General features: G+C 68.3%; 15 protein-coding genes. 6 read left to right on the forward strand and 9 right to left on the reverse strand.

All coding sequences use genetic code 11. From position 1 onward, the window contains the following. Nucleotides 1-8: 8 nt before the first annotated feature. A complete protein-coding gene (locus tag Q9G87_RS21730; protein ID WP_305918247.1) occupies nucleotides 9-1,280 on the reverse strand; it encodes a glycosyltransferase in 1,272 nt (423 codons plus the stop codon). A 126-nt stretch (nucleotides 1,281-1,406) separates the two neighbouring features. On the opposite strand from Q9G87_RS21730, the gene Q9G87_RS21735 reads away from it, so the two are divergent. Further along, nucleotides 1,407-2,012 carry a TetR/AcrR family transcriptional regulator gene (locus Q9G87_RS21735; protein ID WP_305918248.1) on the forward strand — a complete coding sequence of 202 codons (606 nt, stop codon included), beginning with the start codon at nucleotides 1,407-1,409 and terminating at the stop codon, nucleotides 2,010-2,012. 5 nt (nucleotides 2,013-2,017) lie between these two features. Here the strand turns inward: Q9G87_RS21735 and Q9G87_RS21740 are convergent, their stop codons facing one another. Genes Q9G87_RS21740 through Q9G87_RS21755 form a run of 4 tightly spaced genes read right to left on the reverse strand, consistent with a single transcriptional unit; the run spans nucleotide 2,018 to nucleotide 5,819 of the window. Beyond that, nucleotides 2,018-3,067, reverse strand: coding sequence for an ABC transporter ATP-binding protein (locus Q9G87_RS21740; RefSeq protein ID WP_305918249.1), 1,050 nt, complete (start codon nucleotides 3,065-3,067; stop codon nucleotides 2,018-2,020). Then, a complete protein-coding gene (locus tag Q9G87_RS21745; RefSeq protein WP_305918250.1) occupies nucleotides 3,054-3,836 on the reverse strand; it encodes an ABC transporter permease in 783 nt (260 codons plus the stop codon). Before Q9G87_RS21745 ends, Q9G87_RS21740 begins: the two co-directional genes overlap by 14 nt. Continuing rightward, entirely contained in the window at nucleotides 3,829-4,695 is an 867-nt protein-coding gene (locus Q9G87_RS21750) for an ABC transporter permease (protein WP_305918251.1), read from the reverse strand. The genes Q9G87_RS21745 and Q9G87_RS21750 overlap by 8 nt, the downstream gene beginning before the upstream one ends. Before the next feature lie 5 nt (nucleotides 4,696-4,700). Further along, a complete protein-coding gene (locus Q9G87_RS21755; protein ID WP_305918252.1) occupies nucleotides 4,701-5,819 on the reverse strand; it encodes a polyamine ABC transporter substrate-binding protein in 1,119 nt (372 codons plus the stop codon). 231 nt (nucleotides 5,820-6,050) lie between these two features. On the opposite strand from Q9G87_RS21755, the gene Q9G87_RS21760 reads away from it, so the two are divergent. Continuing rightward, on the forward strand, nucleotides 6,051-7,121 hold the full coding sequence (locus tag Q9G87_RS21760; protein ID WP_305918253.1) for a hypothetical protein: 1,071 nt from the start codon (nucleotides 6,051-6,053) through the stop codon (nucleotides 7,119-7,121). After that, nucleotides 7,118-8,077, forward strand: coding sequence for an SIS domain-containing protein (locus tag Q9G87_RS21765; protein WP_305918254.1), 960 nt, complete (start codon nucleotides 7,118-7,120; stop codon nucleotides 8,075-8,077). Before Q9G87_RS21760 ends, Q9G87_RS21765 begins: the two co-directional genes overlap by 4 nt. On the opposite strand, the gene Q9G87_RS21770 is transcribed toward Q9G87_RS21765, so the two are convergent. From Q9G87_RS21770 to Q9G87_RS21785, 4 genes are all read right to left on the reverse strand, one after another. Then, on the reverse strand, nucleotides 8,071-8,637 hold the full coding sequence (locus Q9G87_RS21770; RefSeq protein WP_305918255.1) for a GTP-binding protein: 567 nt from the start codon (nucleotides 8,635-8,637) through the stop codon (nucleotides 8,071-8,073). The genes Q9G87_RS21765 and Q9G87_RS21770 overlap by 7 nt on opposite strands. Continuing rightward, nucleotides 8,618-8,932: a DUF742 domain-containing protein gene (locus Q9G87_RS21775; protein ID WP_305918523.1), complete on the reverse strand. Its 315-nt coding sequence runs from the start codon at nucleotides 8,930-8,932 to the stop codon at nucleotides 8,618-8,620. The genes Q9G87_RS21770 and Q9G87_RS21775 overlap by 20 nt, the downstream gene beginning before the upstream one ends. 134 nt (nucleotides 8,933-9,066) lie before the next feature. After that, entirely contained in the window at nucleotides 9,067-9,486 is a 420-nt protein-coding gene (locus Q9G87_RS21780; RefSeq protein WP_305918256.1) for a roadblock/LC7 domain-containing protein, read from the reverse strand. Next, a complete protein-coding gene (locus Q9G87_RS21785) occupies nucleotides 9,483-12,248 on the reverse strand; it encodes a nitrate- and nitrite sensing domain-containing protein (RefSeq protein ID WP_305918257.1) in 2,766 nt (921 codons plus the stop codon). Before Q9G87_RS21785 ends, Q9G87_RS21780 begins: the two co-directional genes overlap by 4 nt. Nucleotides 12,249-12,620: 372 nt before the next feature. Here Q9G87_RS21785 and Q9G87_RS21790 point away from each other — a divergent pair, with 372 nt between their 5' ends. From Q9G87_RS21790 to Q9G87_RS21800, 3 genes are read left to right on the forward strand one after another with little or no spacing between them, the layout of a single operon-like run. Continuing rightward, complete coding sequence (locus tag Q9G87_RS21790) at nucleotides 12,621-13,646, forward strand: quaternary amine ABC transporter ATP-binding protein (RefSeq protein ID WP_305918258.1); 1,026 nt, start codon at nucleotides 12,621-12,623, stop codon at nucleotides 13,644-13,646. Beyond that, the gene (locus Q9G87_RS21795; protein ID WP_305918259.1) at nucleotides 13,643-15,559 is read left to right on the forward strand and encodes an ABC transporter permease; all 1,917 of its coding nucleotides are present in this window, start codon (nucleotides 13,643-13,645) and stop codon (nucleotides 15,557-15,559) included. The genes Q9G87_RS21790 and Q9G87_RS21795 overlap by 4 nt, the downstream gene beginning before the upstream one ends. Beyond that, nucleotides 15,556-16,524, forward strand: coding sequence for an ABC transporter substrate-binding protein (locus Q9G87_RS21800; RefSeq protein WP_305918260.1), 969 nt, complete (start codon nucleotides 15,556-15,558; stop codon nucleotides 16,522-16,524). Before Q9G87_RS21795 ends, Q9G87_RS21800 begins: the two co-directional genes overlap by 4 nt. The last annotated feature ends 15 nt before the right edge of the window (nucleotides 16,525-16,539 follow it).

Consider the following 16,539-nt stretch of genomic DNA (forward strand, 5'->3'; position numbering starts at 1 on the left):
TCAAATCCTTACTGGCCGAGCTGCTCGATCAGGTCGGCGGCCTTGCGCAGGCCGTCGCGACGCCGGATCTCCTCGCCCGCGGCGGCGAGCCGCTCCCGCAGCTCCGCGTCGCCGAGCAGCCGCGCGATCGCCCCGGTCAGTTCCTCGTCGGTGAAGGCGTAGGTCGAAAGCCTGACACCATAGCCCAATTCATCGACCCGCTGGGCGTTGTCGTACTGGTCCCAGAAGAGCGGCAGCAGGATCATCGGCTTGCCGAAGTGCAGCGCCTCGGTGGTCGTGTTGTTGCCGCCGTGGGTGATGACCAGGTCGCACTGCGGGATGATCTTGGTCTGCGGGAGGAACTCCGCGCCCCACATGTTGTCGGCGAGCTTGATCTCCTCGTGCAGCGGGCCCTTGGAGACGATGTACTGGTGCGAGGTGGTGGCCAGCACGTCGATCACCCGCTGCATGAGCTCCACGTCGGAGGAGCCGAGCGAGCCGAGCGAGAAGTAGATCAGCGAGCCCTCGTTACGCTCGAAGGGCAGGGTGAACTCCTCGTCCGTCTCGCGGACCGAGGAGTCGAGCCGGTGCCAGGCCGGGCCGAGCGGGCGGGCGTCGGTGTAGTCGAGGATCTCCGGGTAGACGTAGAGGTTCAGGTCGCCCTGGTGGATGAAGTCGAGGTCGGGCAGCGGCTCGGTGCCCTGCTCGACGCACCACTCGTTGAAGGCGCTCCACAGCTCGCGGTGCGTGCGGTCGTACTCGGCGCGGAAGGCGTCCCACTCGGCGCGGTCGTCCGCGGGCAGGCCGGAGAAGACCGGCGCGATGTCCTCCCCGCGCACCTCCAGCGGGTTGCAGGAGACGATGCGGACGAACTTCTTGCCCGCCGTGAGCAGCGCCGGGAACGTGATCACGTTGTCCTCGACGATGATGTCCGGGTTCACCCGCTCGATGATGGCCTTGAGCTGCGGCTCGCAGTATTTCACGCCGTCGATCAGCTCGGCCCAGATGGGCGCGGTGACGGTCTCGAGCTGCTCCTTCGTGCTCTTGCGGTATTCGGGCGCGGTCTCGCGGATGAAGTCCTTCCAGAACTGCCCCGGGTCCTGCTCCTCGGCGTTCTCGGGCGGCGGCGCGAGGTCGACTAGGTCTTCCTCGAAGCCGAGCGCCTCCAGCTTGCCCTTCCACGACGCCTCCGCGGCGAAGACGACGCGGTGGCCGCGGCGGCGCAGGATGTCGCCGATGCCGATGGAGTTGTTGGTCGGGCCGTACGCGCTTTCCGGCATGAACAGGATCGTGAGAGACATCGACACTCCGGGGGATCTTCAGCGAGTTGAAGGAGAATTCAAAAACGTATCTAGCGTGAAGGTCAAGTTAAGGGCACTATGGTCACGGCTAACTGAACGGTAACCGAAGACGTGAAGGTGGTGGGGGTGGCCAAGCGCAAGAGCCGGAGCGACCGTCGTCTCGACTTGATCGAGGCCGCGCGCAAGGCCATCGTCCGCCACGGCATCGATGGTGTACAGCTCTCGCACGTCGCCGAGGAGGCCGGGCTGACCTCCGGAGCCGTCCTCTACCACTACCCCAACCTCAGTGACCTGCTGGTCGAGGCGCAGCACGCGGGGATGGAGCGCTTCTACGAGCAGCGGATGCGCCGGCTGGCCGACTTCACCGACCCGGCCGAGAAGCTGGTCGTCACGATCAGGTCGGGGTTGCCGACCGGGCCGCTCGACCCGGACGTGCGCCTGCTCAACGAGCTGGGCGGGGCCGCGGGCCGCAACTGGGTCTACGGCGTCCTGCTCTCCTCGCTCTACGACCGCCAGGTGTCGATGTACCAGGCGATCCTGGACACGGGGGCCGCGCTCGGCGTGTTCCGGCTGAGCTCGGACTCCCTGACGATCGCGCGCAACCTGGTGGCCCTGGAGGACGCGTACGGTTACCGCATCACGGCGAGGCACCCGGTGATCGGACCGGATGAGGCGGCGGAGCTGATCCTGTCGTACGCCCGTGCGGCCACGGGCAACGACCTGGCACTCTGATGGGTTCATTGATCCACCGCCACGATCACGGCGTCCTGGGCGTTCCAGCGCACCTTGACCTTGGCGCCCGTCTGCACCGAGCTCGCCCCCTGCACGGCCACCAGTACCGGCTTGGGATGCCCCGGCACGTCCACGGAGATGTGCGACACGCCGCCGTAGAAGCTGACGTCCAGGACGCTGCCCGCCAGGCCCCTGACCGCGCTCTCGTCGGCGAGCTCGACCTTTTCCGGGCGTACCGCCAGCAGAGCCGGTGAGCCGGCTGTGAGCTCCGTGAGCGGCGCACCGGGCAACATGCCGAACGCATCGCTCTTGAGCGCATCCATGCCGCTCGCGGCGCCGCGGAAGAGGTTGTTGGCGCCGACGAAGTCGGCCACGAACGGCGAGCGCGGCCGCTCGTAGAGCGCGACCGGCTCGTCCACCTGGCGCACCTTGCCGCTGTCGAAGACCGCGATGCGGTCGGCCAGCGACATGGCCTCCTCCTGGTCGTGGGTGACGACCACGAACGTGATGCCGACCTCGTGCTGCAGCCGCTTGAGCTCCAGCTGCATGTCGGCTCGGACCTTCTTGTCCAGGGCCGACAGGGGCTCGTCGAGCAGCAGCAGGCGGGGCCGCTTGACGATGGAGCGGGCCAGCGCGACCCGCTGCCGCTGCCCGCCGGACAGCTGAGCGGGCTTGCGGTTCGCGTGCTGGGAAAGGCCGACCGTCTCCAGCACCTCGCCGACACGCTGCTTGATCTCCTGGCGGGGCAGCCGCTCGCGCTCCAGCCCGTACGCCACGTTCTTGGCGACGGTCATGTGCGGAAACAGCGCGTACGACTGGAACATGAGGCTGATCGGCCGCCGGTTGGGCGCCTTGGACAGCAGGTCGTCCCCGTCGAGCGTCACCTTGCCCGCGTCCGGCGTCTCGAACCCGGCGACGATGCGCAGCAGGGTCGTCTTGCCGCACCCGGAGGGCCCCAGGAGGGCGAAGAACTCGCCCTGCTCGATCTGGAGCGAGACATCGTCGAGCGCGGTAACGTTCCCGAACGTGCGGCTGACGCCGTCAATCTTGAGCACGTGACTTCTCCCCGATCTTGGTCATCCGCTGCCCGGCGATCACCGCCGTGAAGCTCACCAGGAGCAGGATCGCGGCCAGCGCGTTGATCTTCGGGGTCACCCCGAAACGAAGCATGGAGTAGATGACGATCGGCAGCGTCGGCTCGGCGTTCCCGATCGTGAAGAAGGCGATCACGAACTCATCCAGCGACAACGTGAACGCCAGCAGCGCGCCCGCGACGATGCCGGGCGCCAGCTGCGGCAGCGTGATCCGCATGAACGTGACCACCGGCCCGGCCCCCAGGTCGCGCGAGGCCTCCTCCAGCGAGGCGTCGGCGCCCGCGAGCCTGGTCCGCACCACCGCCGCCACGAACGCCATGGAGAAGAGCGCGTGCGCGAGCGTCACGGAATACAGGCCCAGCGTGAGCTGGATCATCCCGTAGAAGACCAGCAGCCCGATCGCCAGCACGAGGTCGGGCAGCACGGCGGGCATGAGCACGATCGCGTCGAGGGTCTTGGACCTGGTGTATCTGGCCAGCCCGACGGCCAGCAGCGTGCCCAGCACCGTGGCGATCGCGGTCGAGCCGGTGGCCACGATCAACGTGTTGACCAGGCCGGTCGCGATCCGCTCGTCGGCGGCCAGCTCGCCGTACCACTTGAGGCTGAACCCCTCGTAGGTGTACGCCGACCTGCCCGCGTTGAACGACATGACCACCAGCACGGCGATCGGCAGGTAGAGGAAGACGTACGTGGCCCAGAACGGGACGTACAGGAGCTTTGACCTACGCACGGCGGGCCGCCCATGCCTGCGCGATCAGCAGCGCGATCAGCACCGCGATGAGCGCCAGCGCCAGCGTCGAGCCGAACGGCCAGTCGCGCGCCTTCAGGAACTGGTCGCGGATGAGGTTGCCCACCATGATCGACTTGTTGCCGCCGAGGATCTCGGGGATGACGAAGTTGCCGAAGCTGGGCACGAACACGAACAGGCACCCGGTCAGCACGCCCGGCACCGTGAGCGGCAGAGTGACCTTCCTGAAGGTGGTGAACCCGGAAGCCCCGAGGTTCGCCGACGCCTCCCGCAGTTGCGGGTCGAGCCGCTCGATCGCCGAGTACAGCGGGAGCACCATCAGCGGCAGGTAGGAGTAGAGCAGCCCGGTGACGATCGCGCCCTGGTTGTAGAGCAGCTCGTACGGCCCCAGCCCGAGTGCCTTCAGCCCGCTGTTGACCAACCCGGGACCGCTGAGCAGCATGATCCAGGCATAGACCCGGATGATGAAGTTCGTCCAGAACGGCAGCACGATCGCGACCAGCGCGATCGTCTTCCACTTGGGCGGCAGCTGGGCGATCACGTACGCCGTCGGATAGCCGATGAGCAACGCGATCAGCGTCGTCAGGCCGGCGATCTTCAGCGAGTTGCCGACCACGCCCAGGTAGAGCGGGTCGATCAGGCGGGTGAAGTTCTCGATCGTGAACTCGTACACGACGCCGCCGAAGCGCCCGCGCTGGAACACCGTGTAGCTCAGCACCAGCGCCAGCGGCGCCAGCAGCAACACGACCAGGTAGGTCAGCCCGGGCGAAAGGAAAACGAACGCGCCCAGCCGGCGGCCCCTGGAGCGGGGCGCCGGCCGGGCCTTTGCCTCTGACTTCACCGCAATTACGACTGCGCCGTGACTTCGGTCGACAGGCGGGTGTACTTGGTCGACGCCTGCCCCAGGTCGATGATCGCCTCACCGTTGAGCAGCTCGGCGGGCTTGATGCCGAGCAGCGAGCCCTCGGGGACCTGCACCTTGTCCATGGCGGCCTTGTTGGGGACCTTGTAGTTGATGTTCGCGGCGGCCCAGCTGTGGATCTCGGGGTCGAGGATGTAGTTGATCAGGGCGTGCGCCGCCTCCTTGTTCTTGGAGGTCTTCATGATCACCATCGTGTCCACCCAGAGGTCGCTGCCCTCCTTCGGCACCACGAACTTGATGTTCTTCTCGGAGGTCGGGCACCAGCCGTCCCACGCCTCGACCATGGCGGCCTCGCCGGACTTCAGCTTGTCGCCGAACGTGGTGTCGTCGTAGCCGAGCAGGTGCGGCTTGGCCGAGAGCAACAGCTCCTTGGCCTTGGCGATCTCGTCGTCCTTGTCGGTGTTGACCGAGTAGCCGAGCGACTTGAGCGCGGGCAGGGCCAGCCAGCGCTCGGTGGTCATCATCGTGACCTTCTTGTCGGCCCAGGCGGGCGGCTTGAGAAGATCGTTCCAGCTCGTCACCGGGGTCTTCGCCAGGTCGGTGCGGTAGCAGATGCCCGTCGTGCCCCAGGTGTAGGGCACGGAGTACTTGTTGCCCTTGTCGTAGGAGAGCTGGGTGGCCTCCGGGTAGAGGTTGGCCAGGTTGGGGATCAGCTCGGCGTGGATCGGCTCCAGCAGGCCCTGCTCGTTGAGCGCCTGGGCGTACTGGCCGGACACGAACGCCACGTCAACGCCGCTGTCGCCGGGGGCGGTGAGCTTGGTCATCGCCTCCTCGTTCGTGGCATGCAGGCCGATCTTCATGTCCTTGACCTTGAGCTTCTCCTTGACCTTCTCGGGAAGCTCCTTGGGCGTGTAGCCGTCCCAGACCGTCACCTGGAGCGTCTGCTGCGACAGATCCGCGTTGGGCTTGAGCTGGTCGGCCGTCGCCGCGGTCGTGCCTTGTGGGCTGGTCGACGACTCACCGCCGCACGCCGCGACGGCGAGCGCGAGGCCGGCCGCCGCGACGGCGGCCGGAAGACGACGGGTGAACCGGATTCGGGACACGGCCGCTACTCCTTCTGAATGTGCGATGTACGAGGGGTCGCGCGACCTTACCGGACACAGCAGACCAGAGCAGGAGTGTTGCAGTAGAAATCAACATGAGCAAGACTTTTCCCCACATTGCTACCAGGAAGTTTGCTCTTCGTGTTGAATTGGTATTCAATTCGCCAGAGATTGATCTCTCTCGGTGAGAAACCCCTTACCGCCCGAGACCGCGGGTTCACCGCGGCTGTTTTGGCGGTGTTGGAGGGTGAGGCGCCGCCGCCGTTCGCCGTGCGCCGCTTCCTTCCGTTGCCCACCCTCTCGTACGCGCACGGAGATCTCCACACTGGGGTCCCAGCAGAGCGTGACTTCGGCGCTCACGTGGACCAGACGAACTACTCGGTCGTGGTGGAGGAGAAGGTCGTCGTCAAGTGGCTGACCCCGCCGGTGCCGCTGCCCCATCCCGCCCCTGAGATCTTCGCCCACCTCGTTGAGGCTGGCTTCAACGACACCGCCCCGCCCTACGCGGCTCTGACCGGGCCGGTGGACGGGCGCGAGTGCCTCCTGGCCCTGGTCACCGGCTATCTCCCCGAGGCGAGGGACGGCTGGGAATGGTGCGTGGACGAAGCCGAGGCAGGCACGACCGTCTTCGCCGCCGACCTCGGCCGTCTCGCCGCCGATCTCCACCTCGCCCTCGCCACCCTGCCGCACGCCCTCACCTCGCCCCACCGGCCCGCCGCCGGTGCGGCGAGCGGCGGGACGGCTGCCAGGGCGGAGGCGGCGTTGGACGAGGCTCTGGACATCACGGACGGCGAGGACGGGCGCTGGCTGGCCACGCGCGCCGGGCACCTCAGACGCGAGCTGGCCCGCCTGCACCAGCCCATCACCACCCCACGCATCAGGATCCACGGCGACCTCCACGTGGGCCAGATACTCAAATGGCGAGACGGCTACGCGGTCATCGACTTCGACGGCAACCCCACCGTCACGGACGCGGACCCGCATCAACCCGCCGCCAGAGACGTGGCCCAGCTGACGACGAGCCTGGAGCACGTGGCCCAGGTGGCGATCAAGAGACGCGGCCTGCCACCCGAAGAAGCGGCGTCGTGGGCGGCCAAGGCCCGCGCGATCATGCTGACGGCCTACAAGGCCCGCCTGGCCGCGTGGAACCGCCCGGACCTCCTGGACGAGACCCTGATCCGCCCGTTCGAGGTGGAGCAGGAGTGCCGCGAGCTGATCTACGCCGCCCGTCACCTCCCCCGTTGGCGCTACGCCCCCATCGGCGTCCTCCACACCTGGTACCCCGAGGAGAACATCTCGTGAATTCTGAGCTCTACCTTTCCGACCTGGAGTCCAAGCCGGAGTCCCTGACGGCCCTGGCCGACGCCCTGACCAGGGAAAACCCCTTCGAGAAGCTCCCGCGGAGCACCACAAGAGTGCTGTTCCTCGGCATGGGCAGCTCGCGCTACGCGGCCGGTGTGGCGGCCCTGCGCCTGCGCGCCGCCGGCGTCGACGCATACGCCGACTACGCCTCGGCGGCGGCCACGTACCCGCCGTCGAAGGACACGCTGGTGATCCCGATCTCGGCGACCGGCGGCAGCAAGGAGACCCTGGACGCGACCGAACGCTACGCGCAGGGCCCGGCGTTCGTGGCGGCCCTCACGAACGCGCCCGGTTCGCCCCTGGCCGGGCGGGCCGACCTGGTGATCCCGATGCACGCGGGCGAGGAGCGCGGCGGCGTGGCCTGCCGCACGTTCCAGCACACCCTGGCGCTCCTGCTGGCCCTGGAGGCGAGGCTGACAGGAGCGGGCCGCGACGTGCCCACACTGATCAAGAAGAGCGCGGAGGCCACGGCGGACCTCCTGGATCGCCGCGACGAGTGGCTGCCCCTGGCCATGGAGCTGCTGGACGGCCCCCACGGCGTCTACACGATCGCCCCCGCCGAGCGCCTGTCGTCGGCCGAGCAGTCGGCGCTGATGTTCAGGGAGGGCCCGCGCCGTCCGGCCGACGCCGGTGAGACGGGCGACTGGGCGCACGTGGACGTGTACCTGACCAAGACCCTCGACTACCGCGCCCTGCTCTTCCCGGGCTCCCGCTACGACGCCCAGGCCATGGACTGGGTACGGGAGCGCGGGTCCACCGTGATCACCGTGGGCGCCGACGTGCCGGACGCCGCGGCGGCCGTCCGCTACGCGCACGATGACGACCCGGACGTGGCGCTGCTGACCGAGACGCTGGTGGCCGAGCTGGTGGCCGCTTACTGGTGGAACGCTCAGTGAGCCCGTACGGCGACCGCGTGCTCCACGAGCGTGATGAGCGTGCGCTTGACCGCCTGCCGGTCCCTGGCGTCCGTCCGGACGATCGGCACATGGGCTGAGAGCGTCAGCGCCTCCCGCACCTCGCTCTCGATGTGCGGGAACTCGCCGTTCCAGCCGTTGAGCCCGACCACGAACGGCATCCCCGACTCCTCGAAGTAGTCGACGGCGGGGAAGCTGTCGGCCAGCCGCATCGAGTCCACGAGCACCACGGCTCCGATGGCCCCGCGGACGAGATCGTCCCACATGAACCAGAACCGGTGCTGTCCAGGCGTGCCGAACAGGTAGAGGATCAGGTCGCTGTCGAGCGTGAGCCGGCCGAAGTCCATGGCCACGGTGGTGGTGGTCTTGCCGGGCGTGTGCTCGAGGTCGTCGATGCCCTCGGAGGCCTCGGTCATCACCGCTTCGGTGGTCAACGGCATGATCTCGGAGACCGCGCCCACGAATGTGGTCTTCCCCACACCGAACCCGCCCGCCACGACGATCTTCGTGGAGGTGAGCCGGCTAGAGCCTGCGAAGTCCACTTAAAACCCTTTCGAGCAGGCCCCTGTCCGGAAGTCCTGCCTCCAACTGCGGCTGGTACACCTTGACCAGCCCGTCCGCCTCCATGTCGGCGATCAGCACCCGCGCGACGCCGAGCGGGACGCTCAGCAGCGCGGAGATCTCCGCCACGGACCTGACCTGACGGCACAGCTCGCTGATCGCACGGTATTCGCGGGCGTAGGTCGGGCCGAGCTGCGCCGAGGTGGCCGACGATACCAGTGCCTCCATGGCGAGGTCGCTGCGCGGAGCGGTCCTGCCGCCCGTGACGGCGTACATCCGGACCAGCGAGCTGCGCTCGGCCTCCGGCTCCCCGTTATGCCACGATGCCACGTCTGCTCCTCACTGCGTTCATCTGGCCTCGGCCCGCGAGACGCTCCGGTGATGGATGTCCTCGCTTCGCTGCGGATCCCTCACCGGCGACCGCTGGACAGCTCCGCCCGTACGGCCGGCGTCAGCACCTGTCCCGCCCGCTCGACCAGGATCGTCATCTGGTACGCCACCAGCCCCATGTCGCAGTCGGGCGCGGCCAGCACCGCCAAGGAAGATCCGTCGCTGATCGACATCACCAGCAGCAACCCGCGGTCCATCTCGACGAGGGTCTGGGTGACGCTTCCGGCTTCGAAGACCCTCGCGGAGCCCTGGGTGAGGCTGACGAGCCCGGCGGCGATGGCGGCCAGTTGGTCGGCGCGGTCCTTGGGGAAGTCTCGGGAGAACGCCATGGGCAGCCCGTCAGCGGAGACGACCACGGCGTGCGCGACCCCGGGGACCTCGTCGACGAAGCTGCTGACCAGCCAGTTCATGTCCCTGGCGGCTTGGCTCAGCTCCTTCATGAGTCCTCCTCGAGCTCTGAGCGACCCTTGCGCACACCCTGCTGGTAGCTGGCCAGCCTGTTGCGCAGGCGATCAGGAGACAGCGGAGGAGCGGAAGCGGGGGGCGGCTTCGGGTTTGCGGTGCCCGGTACCAGATTCGCTCTCGGCGTCCGCTTCGGCAAGCCAGAGTTCGTAGTCCCGCTCTGAGCGGGCTCCTCGGCCGCACCGGCCGCCTGCCAGCCCTGGTCGGCGGGCGACGACCAGGCGGGGTCCCGGCGGTCGGCGGTGGGCGCCGACTTGGTGAACCAGCTGCTGTCCTCCACGGACGCGAAGATCGGCAGGAACTCGTCCTTGGATGACGCCGGTGTGGCGAACGAGGGATACGTCGCGGGCGGCGTGGTCACGTCCGGCGGCGGCTCCACGGTGGCCGAGCCGGAGCTCGTGTGCGGCGAGCTGAACCACGACGACGGCTCCGGCGCGGGCGGCGCGACGTCGAACGACGGGTGTCCGGGCCCGTAGGGCGGCATGGCCGGCTGCCCCTGCCGCGGCACCTCCATGTCCCGCTGGAACCCTGAGCCGAATGGCTCCGACCCGAACGACTGGGAGCCGAACGGCTCGGACGCGAAGGACTGGGAACCGAACGGCTCTGACGTGAACGCCTCTGAGGCGAACGGCTGCTGCTCCGACGTGAACGGCTCCGACCCGAACGACGGGGAGCCGAACGACGGCTGGGACCCGAACGGCTGCCGGGCCGGCGGCTGCATGGTGTGCGGCTGGGCGGCGGGCGAGTGGGCAGCGGACGGCTGCATGGCGGGCATCGTGCCGGGCACGTCGGTGAGCAGCATCGGCGGGATGAGCACCATGGCCGTCAACCCGCCGATGTCCTGGCGGCGCAGCTGGACCCGGATGTTGTGCCGCAGCGCCAACCGGCCGACCACGAACAACCCCATGCGGCGCGACACCGACACATCCACCACCGGCGGGTTGGCCAGCCGCCAGTTCGCCTCGCCCAGCTCCTCCTGGGTCATGCCGATGCCGTTGTCGGTGACCGACAACATCAGCGAGCCGCCGTCGATGCGGCTGCTGGAGATGATGACCTTGGTGTCCCGCGAGGAGAACGAGACCGCGTTCTCGATGAGCTCCGCCAGGAGGTGCACCGCGTCGGTAACGGCCTGCCCGGCGATGGCGACGTCCGACTGTATCTGGATGCTGACCCGGTCGTAGCTCTCGACCTCGCCGAGCGCGGCACGCACGATGTCCATCAGCTCAACAGGCTCGCTCCACTTGCGCGCGGCCTCCTGTCCGGCCAGGACGAGCAGGTTCTCGCTGTTGCGGCGCATGCGGGTGGCCAGGTGGTCGAGCTTGAACAGGTCGCCGAGCCGGGCGTCGTCACGCTCGCCCCGCTCCAGCTTCTCGATCAGCGTCAGCTGCCGCTCGACCAGCGTCTGGCTGCGCCGCGACAGGTTGACGAACATGGCGTTGACGTTGGCCCGCAGTCGCGCCTCGTCGCCGGCCAGCCGCACGGCCTCGCGGTGCACCTCGTCGAAGGCGCGGGCGAGCTCGCCGACCTCGTCCTTGGAGAAGATCCCGATGGGCGGCACCTCGGCGTCGACCGCGCCGTCGCGGGACTCGCGCACGTGCTGGACGAAGGCGGGCAGCCGCTTGCCGGCGATCTCCAGGGCCTCGCCGCGCAGCCGTCGCAGTGGCCGCACGAGCGACCTGGCCACCCCGGTGGTGATCAGCAACACGGCCACCATCAGCGCGAGCACGGCGCCCGCGGTCACGAACGCGCGCTGCCGCTCGTCCGCGCTGAGCGCCTCGCTGCGGGCCACGATGCCCTGGGCCTGGCGGTCCTCGACCTTGCGCATGGAGTCGACGACGACGTTTGACGCCTCGTACCACTCCTTGGCGTCGTCGCGCTTGCCCAGATCGAGCCCGCGGAGCGGGAGCCCGTTCGTGGCCCTGATCAGCACCAGCTCGCGCAGGAACAACATGCGCTCGGCGGTGTTGCCGTTGACGGTCTCGTCGAAGAAGCGGCGCTCCTCGGCGGTGGCCTCAGCGGCGAAGCCCTTGCGCTCGTTGGTCTCCTTGGACTGCTCGCCGAGGAAACGCTTGAGCTGGTCCTGATCGAACGCGCCCTCCACCAGCACGACCGTGACCAGCGCCTGCTGGTAGGAGACGCTCTCCTTGGCCCGGGCCAGCGCGTCGAGCATGCGGGTCTGGCGGAACAGCTCGTCGTCGGCGCTGCCCTTGATCAGCTCGTTGTGCACGGACAGCAGGTCGTTGATCACCGTCGTGTAGAGCTCGACGGCGGGCGCGGGCAGCAGGTTGGCGTCCAGCGCCTGCTTGCGCAGGGCCGTCAGGTCGTCGAGGCGATTGAGCAGCTGCTCGAGCTGGTCCTCGGTACGGCCCGTGACCTCGCTCGTCAGCCGCCTGGCGATGCCCCGCACGTCCGTGGCCGCCGAGTCCACCTCGGTCATCTGGGCCCGCACGTCGGCCAGCCCGTCCGCGGGCCGATTCCGCGCGATGTACCAGGCGGTCCTGGCGCGTTCGCCTGAAACGGCGTGGGTGAGGGCGCCCAGTTCCTGCGACAGCTGGGCGAACTGGTTCGTCCGTGCGAAGTCACCGGCCGCGGCCGTCGAGGCGAGCACCTGGATGCCGCCCAGTAGCACGGCTGCGGCCGTCGGAATCAGGATCAGGGCGACGAGCCGTGCGCGGACACGCCAATTTCGCAGGCGCCAGTTACCCTCGCTGGCTTGCCTCTGGCCCAGCTCTGTACTCACCGAACGCACCTCGCCCGGGATCGGCATATTTGTTGGGGTGCTGTGTCCCCTGAGGAAATCAGCAAGTGCCGGTAATTGGAACACATCACACGCAGGGGAGGCTACCCGAACATAACTTGGCAAAATTGAAGTTCTGTGACTGAAGGGACAAACCTGGAACTCCATCTACAGACCCGAGAAGTGAGAAATAAACCAATAACTCACCTCATGTCAACATATGGGTGATTTGAACGTTTCAACCCGCATAACACGCCGGAGGCACCCCGGTCTCCGGACGGTCACAACATTGAGATTGACGTTATTCACCACATATGTTGAGCCCCGGCAAACGAGGAGGCGAGTGTGGGGGATTCTCCCGACAGCGCGGCAATCATGGTTGAGGGCCTTTGGAAGATCTTCGGATCCAGGGCGCAAAAGGTGCTGGACAGCGAGGACCGGCGTCTCGAGCCTGCCGCGCTACGCGAGAAGACCGGCTGCACCGCCGCCGTCAGGGACGTGAGCTTCGAGGTGCGTCCCGGCGAGGTCTTCGTGGTCATGGGCCTGTCGGGCAGTGGCAAGTCCACCCTCGTACGCTGCCTCACCCGGCTCATCGAGCCCAGCGCGGGCGAGATCAGGATCGGCGGCGAGGACATCGGCCGCGCCTCCCCCGCCCGGCTCCGCGAGATCCGCCGCCACCAGGTCAGCATGGTCTTCCAGCACTTCGGCCTGCTGCCGCACCGCAAGGTGATCGACAACGTGGCGTACGGCCTGGAGATCCAGGGCACGCCCAAGGCGGCCAGGCACGCGCGGGCCGGGGAGATCCTGACGCTCGTCGGCCTCGACGGGTACGCCGACGCCTACCCGGACCAGCTCTCCGGCGGCATGCAGCAGCGCGTCGGCCTGGCCAGGGCCCTGGCGGTCGACCCGCAGGTGATGTTGTTCGACGAGCCGTTCAGCGCGCTCGACCCGCTGATCAGGAGGGACATGCAGGCCGAGGTGATCCGCCTGCACCGCGAGGTCGGCAAGACGATGGTGTTCATCACCCACGACCTGTCCGAGGCGCTCAAGCTGGGCGAGCGGATCGCGATCATGCGGGCCGGCTCGATCGTGCAGCTCGGCACCGCGGAGGAGCTGGTGGGCGCGCCCGCCGACGACTACGTGTCCGACTTTGTCCGCGACGTGCCCAGGAGCCACGTGCTGACGTTGCGCTGGATCTGCCGCGCCCCCGAGCCCGGCGAGCCGTTGGACGGGCCGGAGCTGCCGGTCACCACGGTCATCAAGGACGCGATCGGCCTGGCTTCCGCCTCGGGCCGCCCGATCAAGGTGGTGGACGGCGACGACCTGGTGGGGGTCGTGGACCGCGTGGACCTGCTGACCTTTCTCTCGGGGCAGGATGTCCCGGTCACGGCGGGCGCATGAGCACGACCACCGCTGTCAGCGCGCCTTCCAGGGTGAAGCTGCCCCGATGGGCCGCGCCGGCCGGGGCCGCCGTCCTGTTCGCGGCGGCGTACCTGGTCTTCCGCGGCACGGGGACGCTGCCGCACGACCAGGAGGCGCCGCAGTTCCTGGCCATCACCGAGCTGCGCGAGTGGATCGACGACCACCGCAACGACAATCCGCTCTTCCTGTACTTCCTCAACTACATCAGGCTCTTCGTCGGCGGGCTCTACGACCTGTTCCAGACCACCCTGTACGCCCTCGGCTGGCCTGGCATCACCGGCGTCATGGGCGCGCTGGCCTGGCTGGCCGGCGGCTGGCGCATCGCCTTGCTCGCGGTCGCGGGGGTGAGCGCGTTCGGCTTCCTCGGCCTCTGGGAGTCGAGCGTGGACACGCTGGCCCTGGTCGCGGCCGCGGTCCTGATGTCGCTGGCGATCGGGATCCCGATCGGTGTCTGGGCCGGGCTGTCGGACCAGGGGCGGCGGGCGATCACGCCGGTGCTGGACGTCATGCAGATCATGCCGACGTTCGCGTACCTGGCGCCGCTGGCGTTGTTCTTCCACATCGGCGCGCCGGCCGGGGCCATCGCGACGATGATCTACGCGATCCCGCCGGCGATCCGCATCACCGCGCTGGCCGTCTCGGAGGTCTCCCCCACCGCCGTCGAGGCGTCCGCGTCGCTGGGCGCCACCCGCCGGCAGACGCTCTTCAAGGTCTACCTGCCGCTGGCCAGGTCCACGATGGCGCTGGCGATCAACCAGACGATCATGATGGCCCTGTCCATGGTCGTCATCGCGAACCTGATCTCCGCGCCCGGCCTGGGCGGCGACATCATCCGCGGCCTGTCACGGGCGCAGGTCGGCATCATGCTCCCGGCCGGCGTGGCCATCGTGATCATGGCGGTGGTGCTCGACCGGATGATGACGGCCGTCTCCCGGCGCGGTCCGCATGCCAAGCTCGGCAGGGCCGATTTCATCGCGGCCGGCGTGCTGGGCGTCGGGGGGCTGGCGCTCATCCCCGTGCTCCCGCGCATGTGGCCGGAGAGCTGGACGCTCAACGTGGTCGCCGAGGTCAACGACGCCGTCCTCTGGGCCGAGACCACGTGGTATCCCGTCACGACGTTCATCAAGGACCTCACCACCGAGGGCCTGCTCAATCCGCTGGAGAGGCTGCTCACCTCGGCCCCGTGGTGGCTGGTAGCGCTCGCCGTGCTGGCCGTCGCCTGGCGGGTCAGCGGCGTGCGGCGGGCGCTGACCGCGCTCGGCTGCCTGCTGGCGATCGCGTTGCTCGGCACGTGGGAGCACGCCATGCAGACGATGACCACGGTCGCCGTGGCGGTGCTGCTCACCCTCCTCATCGGCCTGCTGCTCGGGGTGGCCGCGGCCCGCTCGCCACGCTACTCAGCCGTGCAGCGCCCCCTGCTCGACGCCGCCCAGACCATGCCGGCCTTCGTCTACCTGCTGCCGGCCTTGGCGTTGTTCGAGACCACCAGGTTCACCGCCATCTTCGCCTCGATCATCTACGCGGTGCCGCCGGTGGTGCGCCTGGTCGAGGACGGCATCAAGGCCGTGCCGGCCACGGTCGTCGAGGCGGCGACCTCGGCCGGCTCGACGCCCGGCCAGCTGCTGTGGAAGGTGCAGCTGCCGATGGCCAGGCAGGCCATCCTGCTCGCCGCCAACCAGGGCATCGTGATGACGCTGGCCATGGTCGTCGTCGGCGGCCTGGTGGGCGCCGGGGCGCTCGGCTACGACGTGGTCCTCGGCTTCTCCCAGCGAACCGACTTCGGACTCGGATTCGTGGCCGGCATCGCGACGGTGCTGCTCGGAGTCATGCTCGACCGCATCACGCAGGGCGCCGACAGGCGCCTTTCCCCCCGAAAGAGGAAGCTCACATGAAGATACGCCTGCTCGCAGGCCTCCTCGTCCTTGGACTCGCCGCCACCGCCTGTGGTGGGGCCACGGTCGAGAGCTCTCCCAGCTCCACCGCCGCGCCGCAGGGCGGCGCCAGCAGTGCCGCGGGGACCGTAAAGATCGCGATCAACCCGTGGGTCGGGTACGAGGCCAGCGCGAACGTGGTCGCGTACCTGCTGAAGAACGAGCTCGGCTACAACGTCGAGCTGCCCGAGATCAAGGAGCAGCTGGCCTGGGAGGGCTTCGGGACCGGCGACGTCGACGTCATCATCGAGAACTGGGGCCACCCGGACCTGAAGAAGCAGTTCATCGAGGAGAAGAAGGTCGCGGTCGAGGCGGGCTCCACCGGCAACAAGGGCGTCATCGGCTGGTATATCCCGAAATGGATGGCCGAAAAGTACCCCGACATCACCGACTACAAGAACCTCAACAAGTACGCCGAGCTGTTCAAGACCTCCGAGTCCGGCGACAAGGGCCAGCTGCTGTTCGGCGACCCGTCCTACGTCAGCAACGAGGAAGCCCTGATCAAGAACCTCAAGCTGAACTACAAGGTCGTGGTCGGCGGCAGCGAGGCGGCCCTGATCAAGGGCGCCCAGCAGGCGCAGACGCAGCAGAAGCCGCTGCTGTTCTACTTCTGGGACCCGCACTGGCTGTTCAGCAAGACCGACCTGGTCCGGGTCAACCTGCCCGCCTACACCGAGGGTTGCGACGCCGACCCCAAGAAGGTCGCCTGCGACTACCCGGAGATGGACCTCGACAAGATCGTGAGCAAGAAGTTCGCCGACACCGGCGGCAAGGCCTACGACCTCGTCAAGAACTTCAGCTGGACCAACGAGGACCAGAACGCCGTCGCCGACGACATGACCAACAACGGCATGACCGGCGAGCAGGCCGCCAAGAAGTGGGTGGAGGCCAACACCGCCAAGTGGCAGGCCTGGATCCCCAAGTGACCCCCTCGTGCGATC

The sequence above is a fragment of the Nonomuraea turcica genome (assembly GCF_030718205.1).
In the GTDB taxonomy this organism is placed as follows: domain Bacteria; phylum Actinomycetota; class Actinomycetes; order Streptosporangiales; family Streptosporangiaceae; genus Nonomuraea.

Excerpts from the sequence above, each read along its gene's own strand:
- Q9G87_RS21775 (WP_305918523.1), bottom strand. The coding sequence starts at position 8,932 with ATGTACGCCGTCACGGGCGGCAGGACCGCTCCGCGCAGCGACCTCGCC.
- Q9G87_RS21780 (WP_305918256.1), bottom strand. The coding sequence starts at position 9,486 with ATGAAGGAGCTGAGCCAAGCCGCCAGGGACATGAACTGGCTGGTCAGC.
- Q9G87_RS21800 (WP_305918260.1), top strand. The coding sequence starts at position 15,556 with ATGAAGATACGCCTGCTCGCAGGCCTCCTCGTCCTTGGACTCGCCGCC.
- Q9G87_RS21730 (WP_305918247.1), bottom strand. The coding sequence starts at position 1,280 with ATGTCTCTCACGATCCTGTTCATGCCGGAAAGCGCGTACGGCCCGACC.
- Q9G87_RS21790 (WP_305918258.1), top strand. The coding sequence starts at position 12,621 with ATGGTTGAGGGCCTTTGGAAGATCTTCGGATCCAGGGCGCAAAAGGTG.
- Q9G87_RS21795 (WP_305918259.1), top strand. The coding sequence starts at position 13,643 with ATGAGCACGACCACCGCTGTCAGCGCGCCTTCCAGGGTGAAGCTGCCC.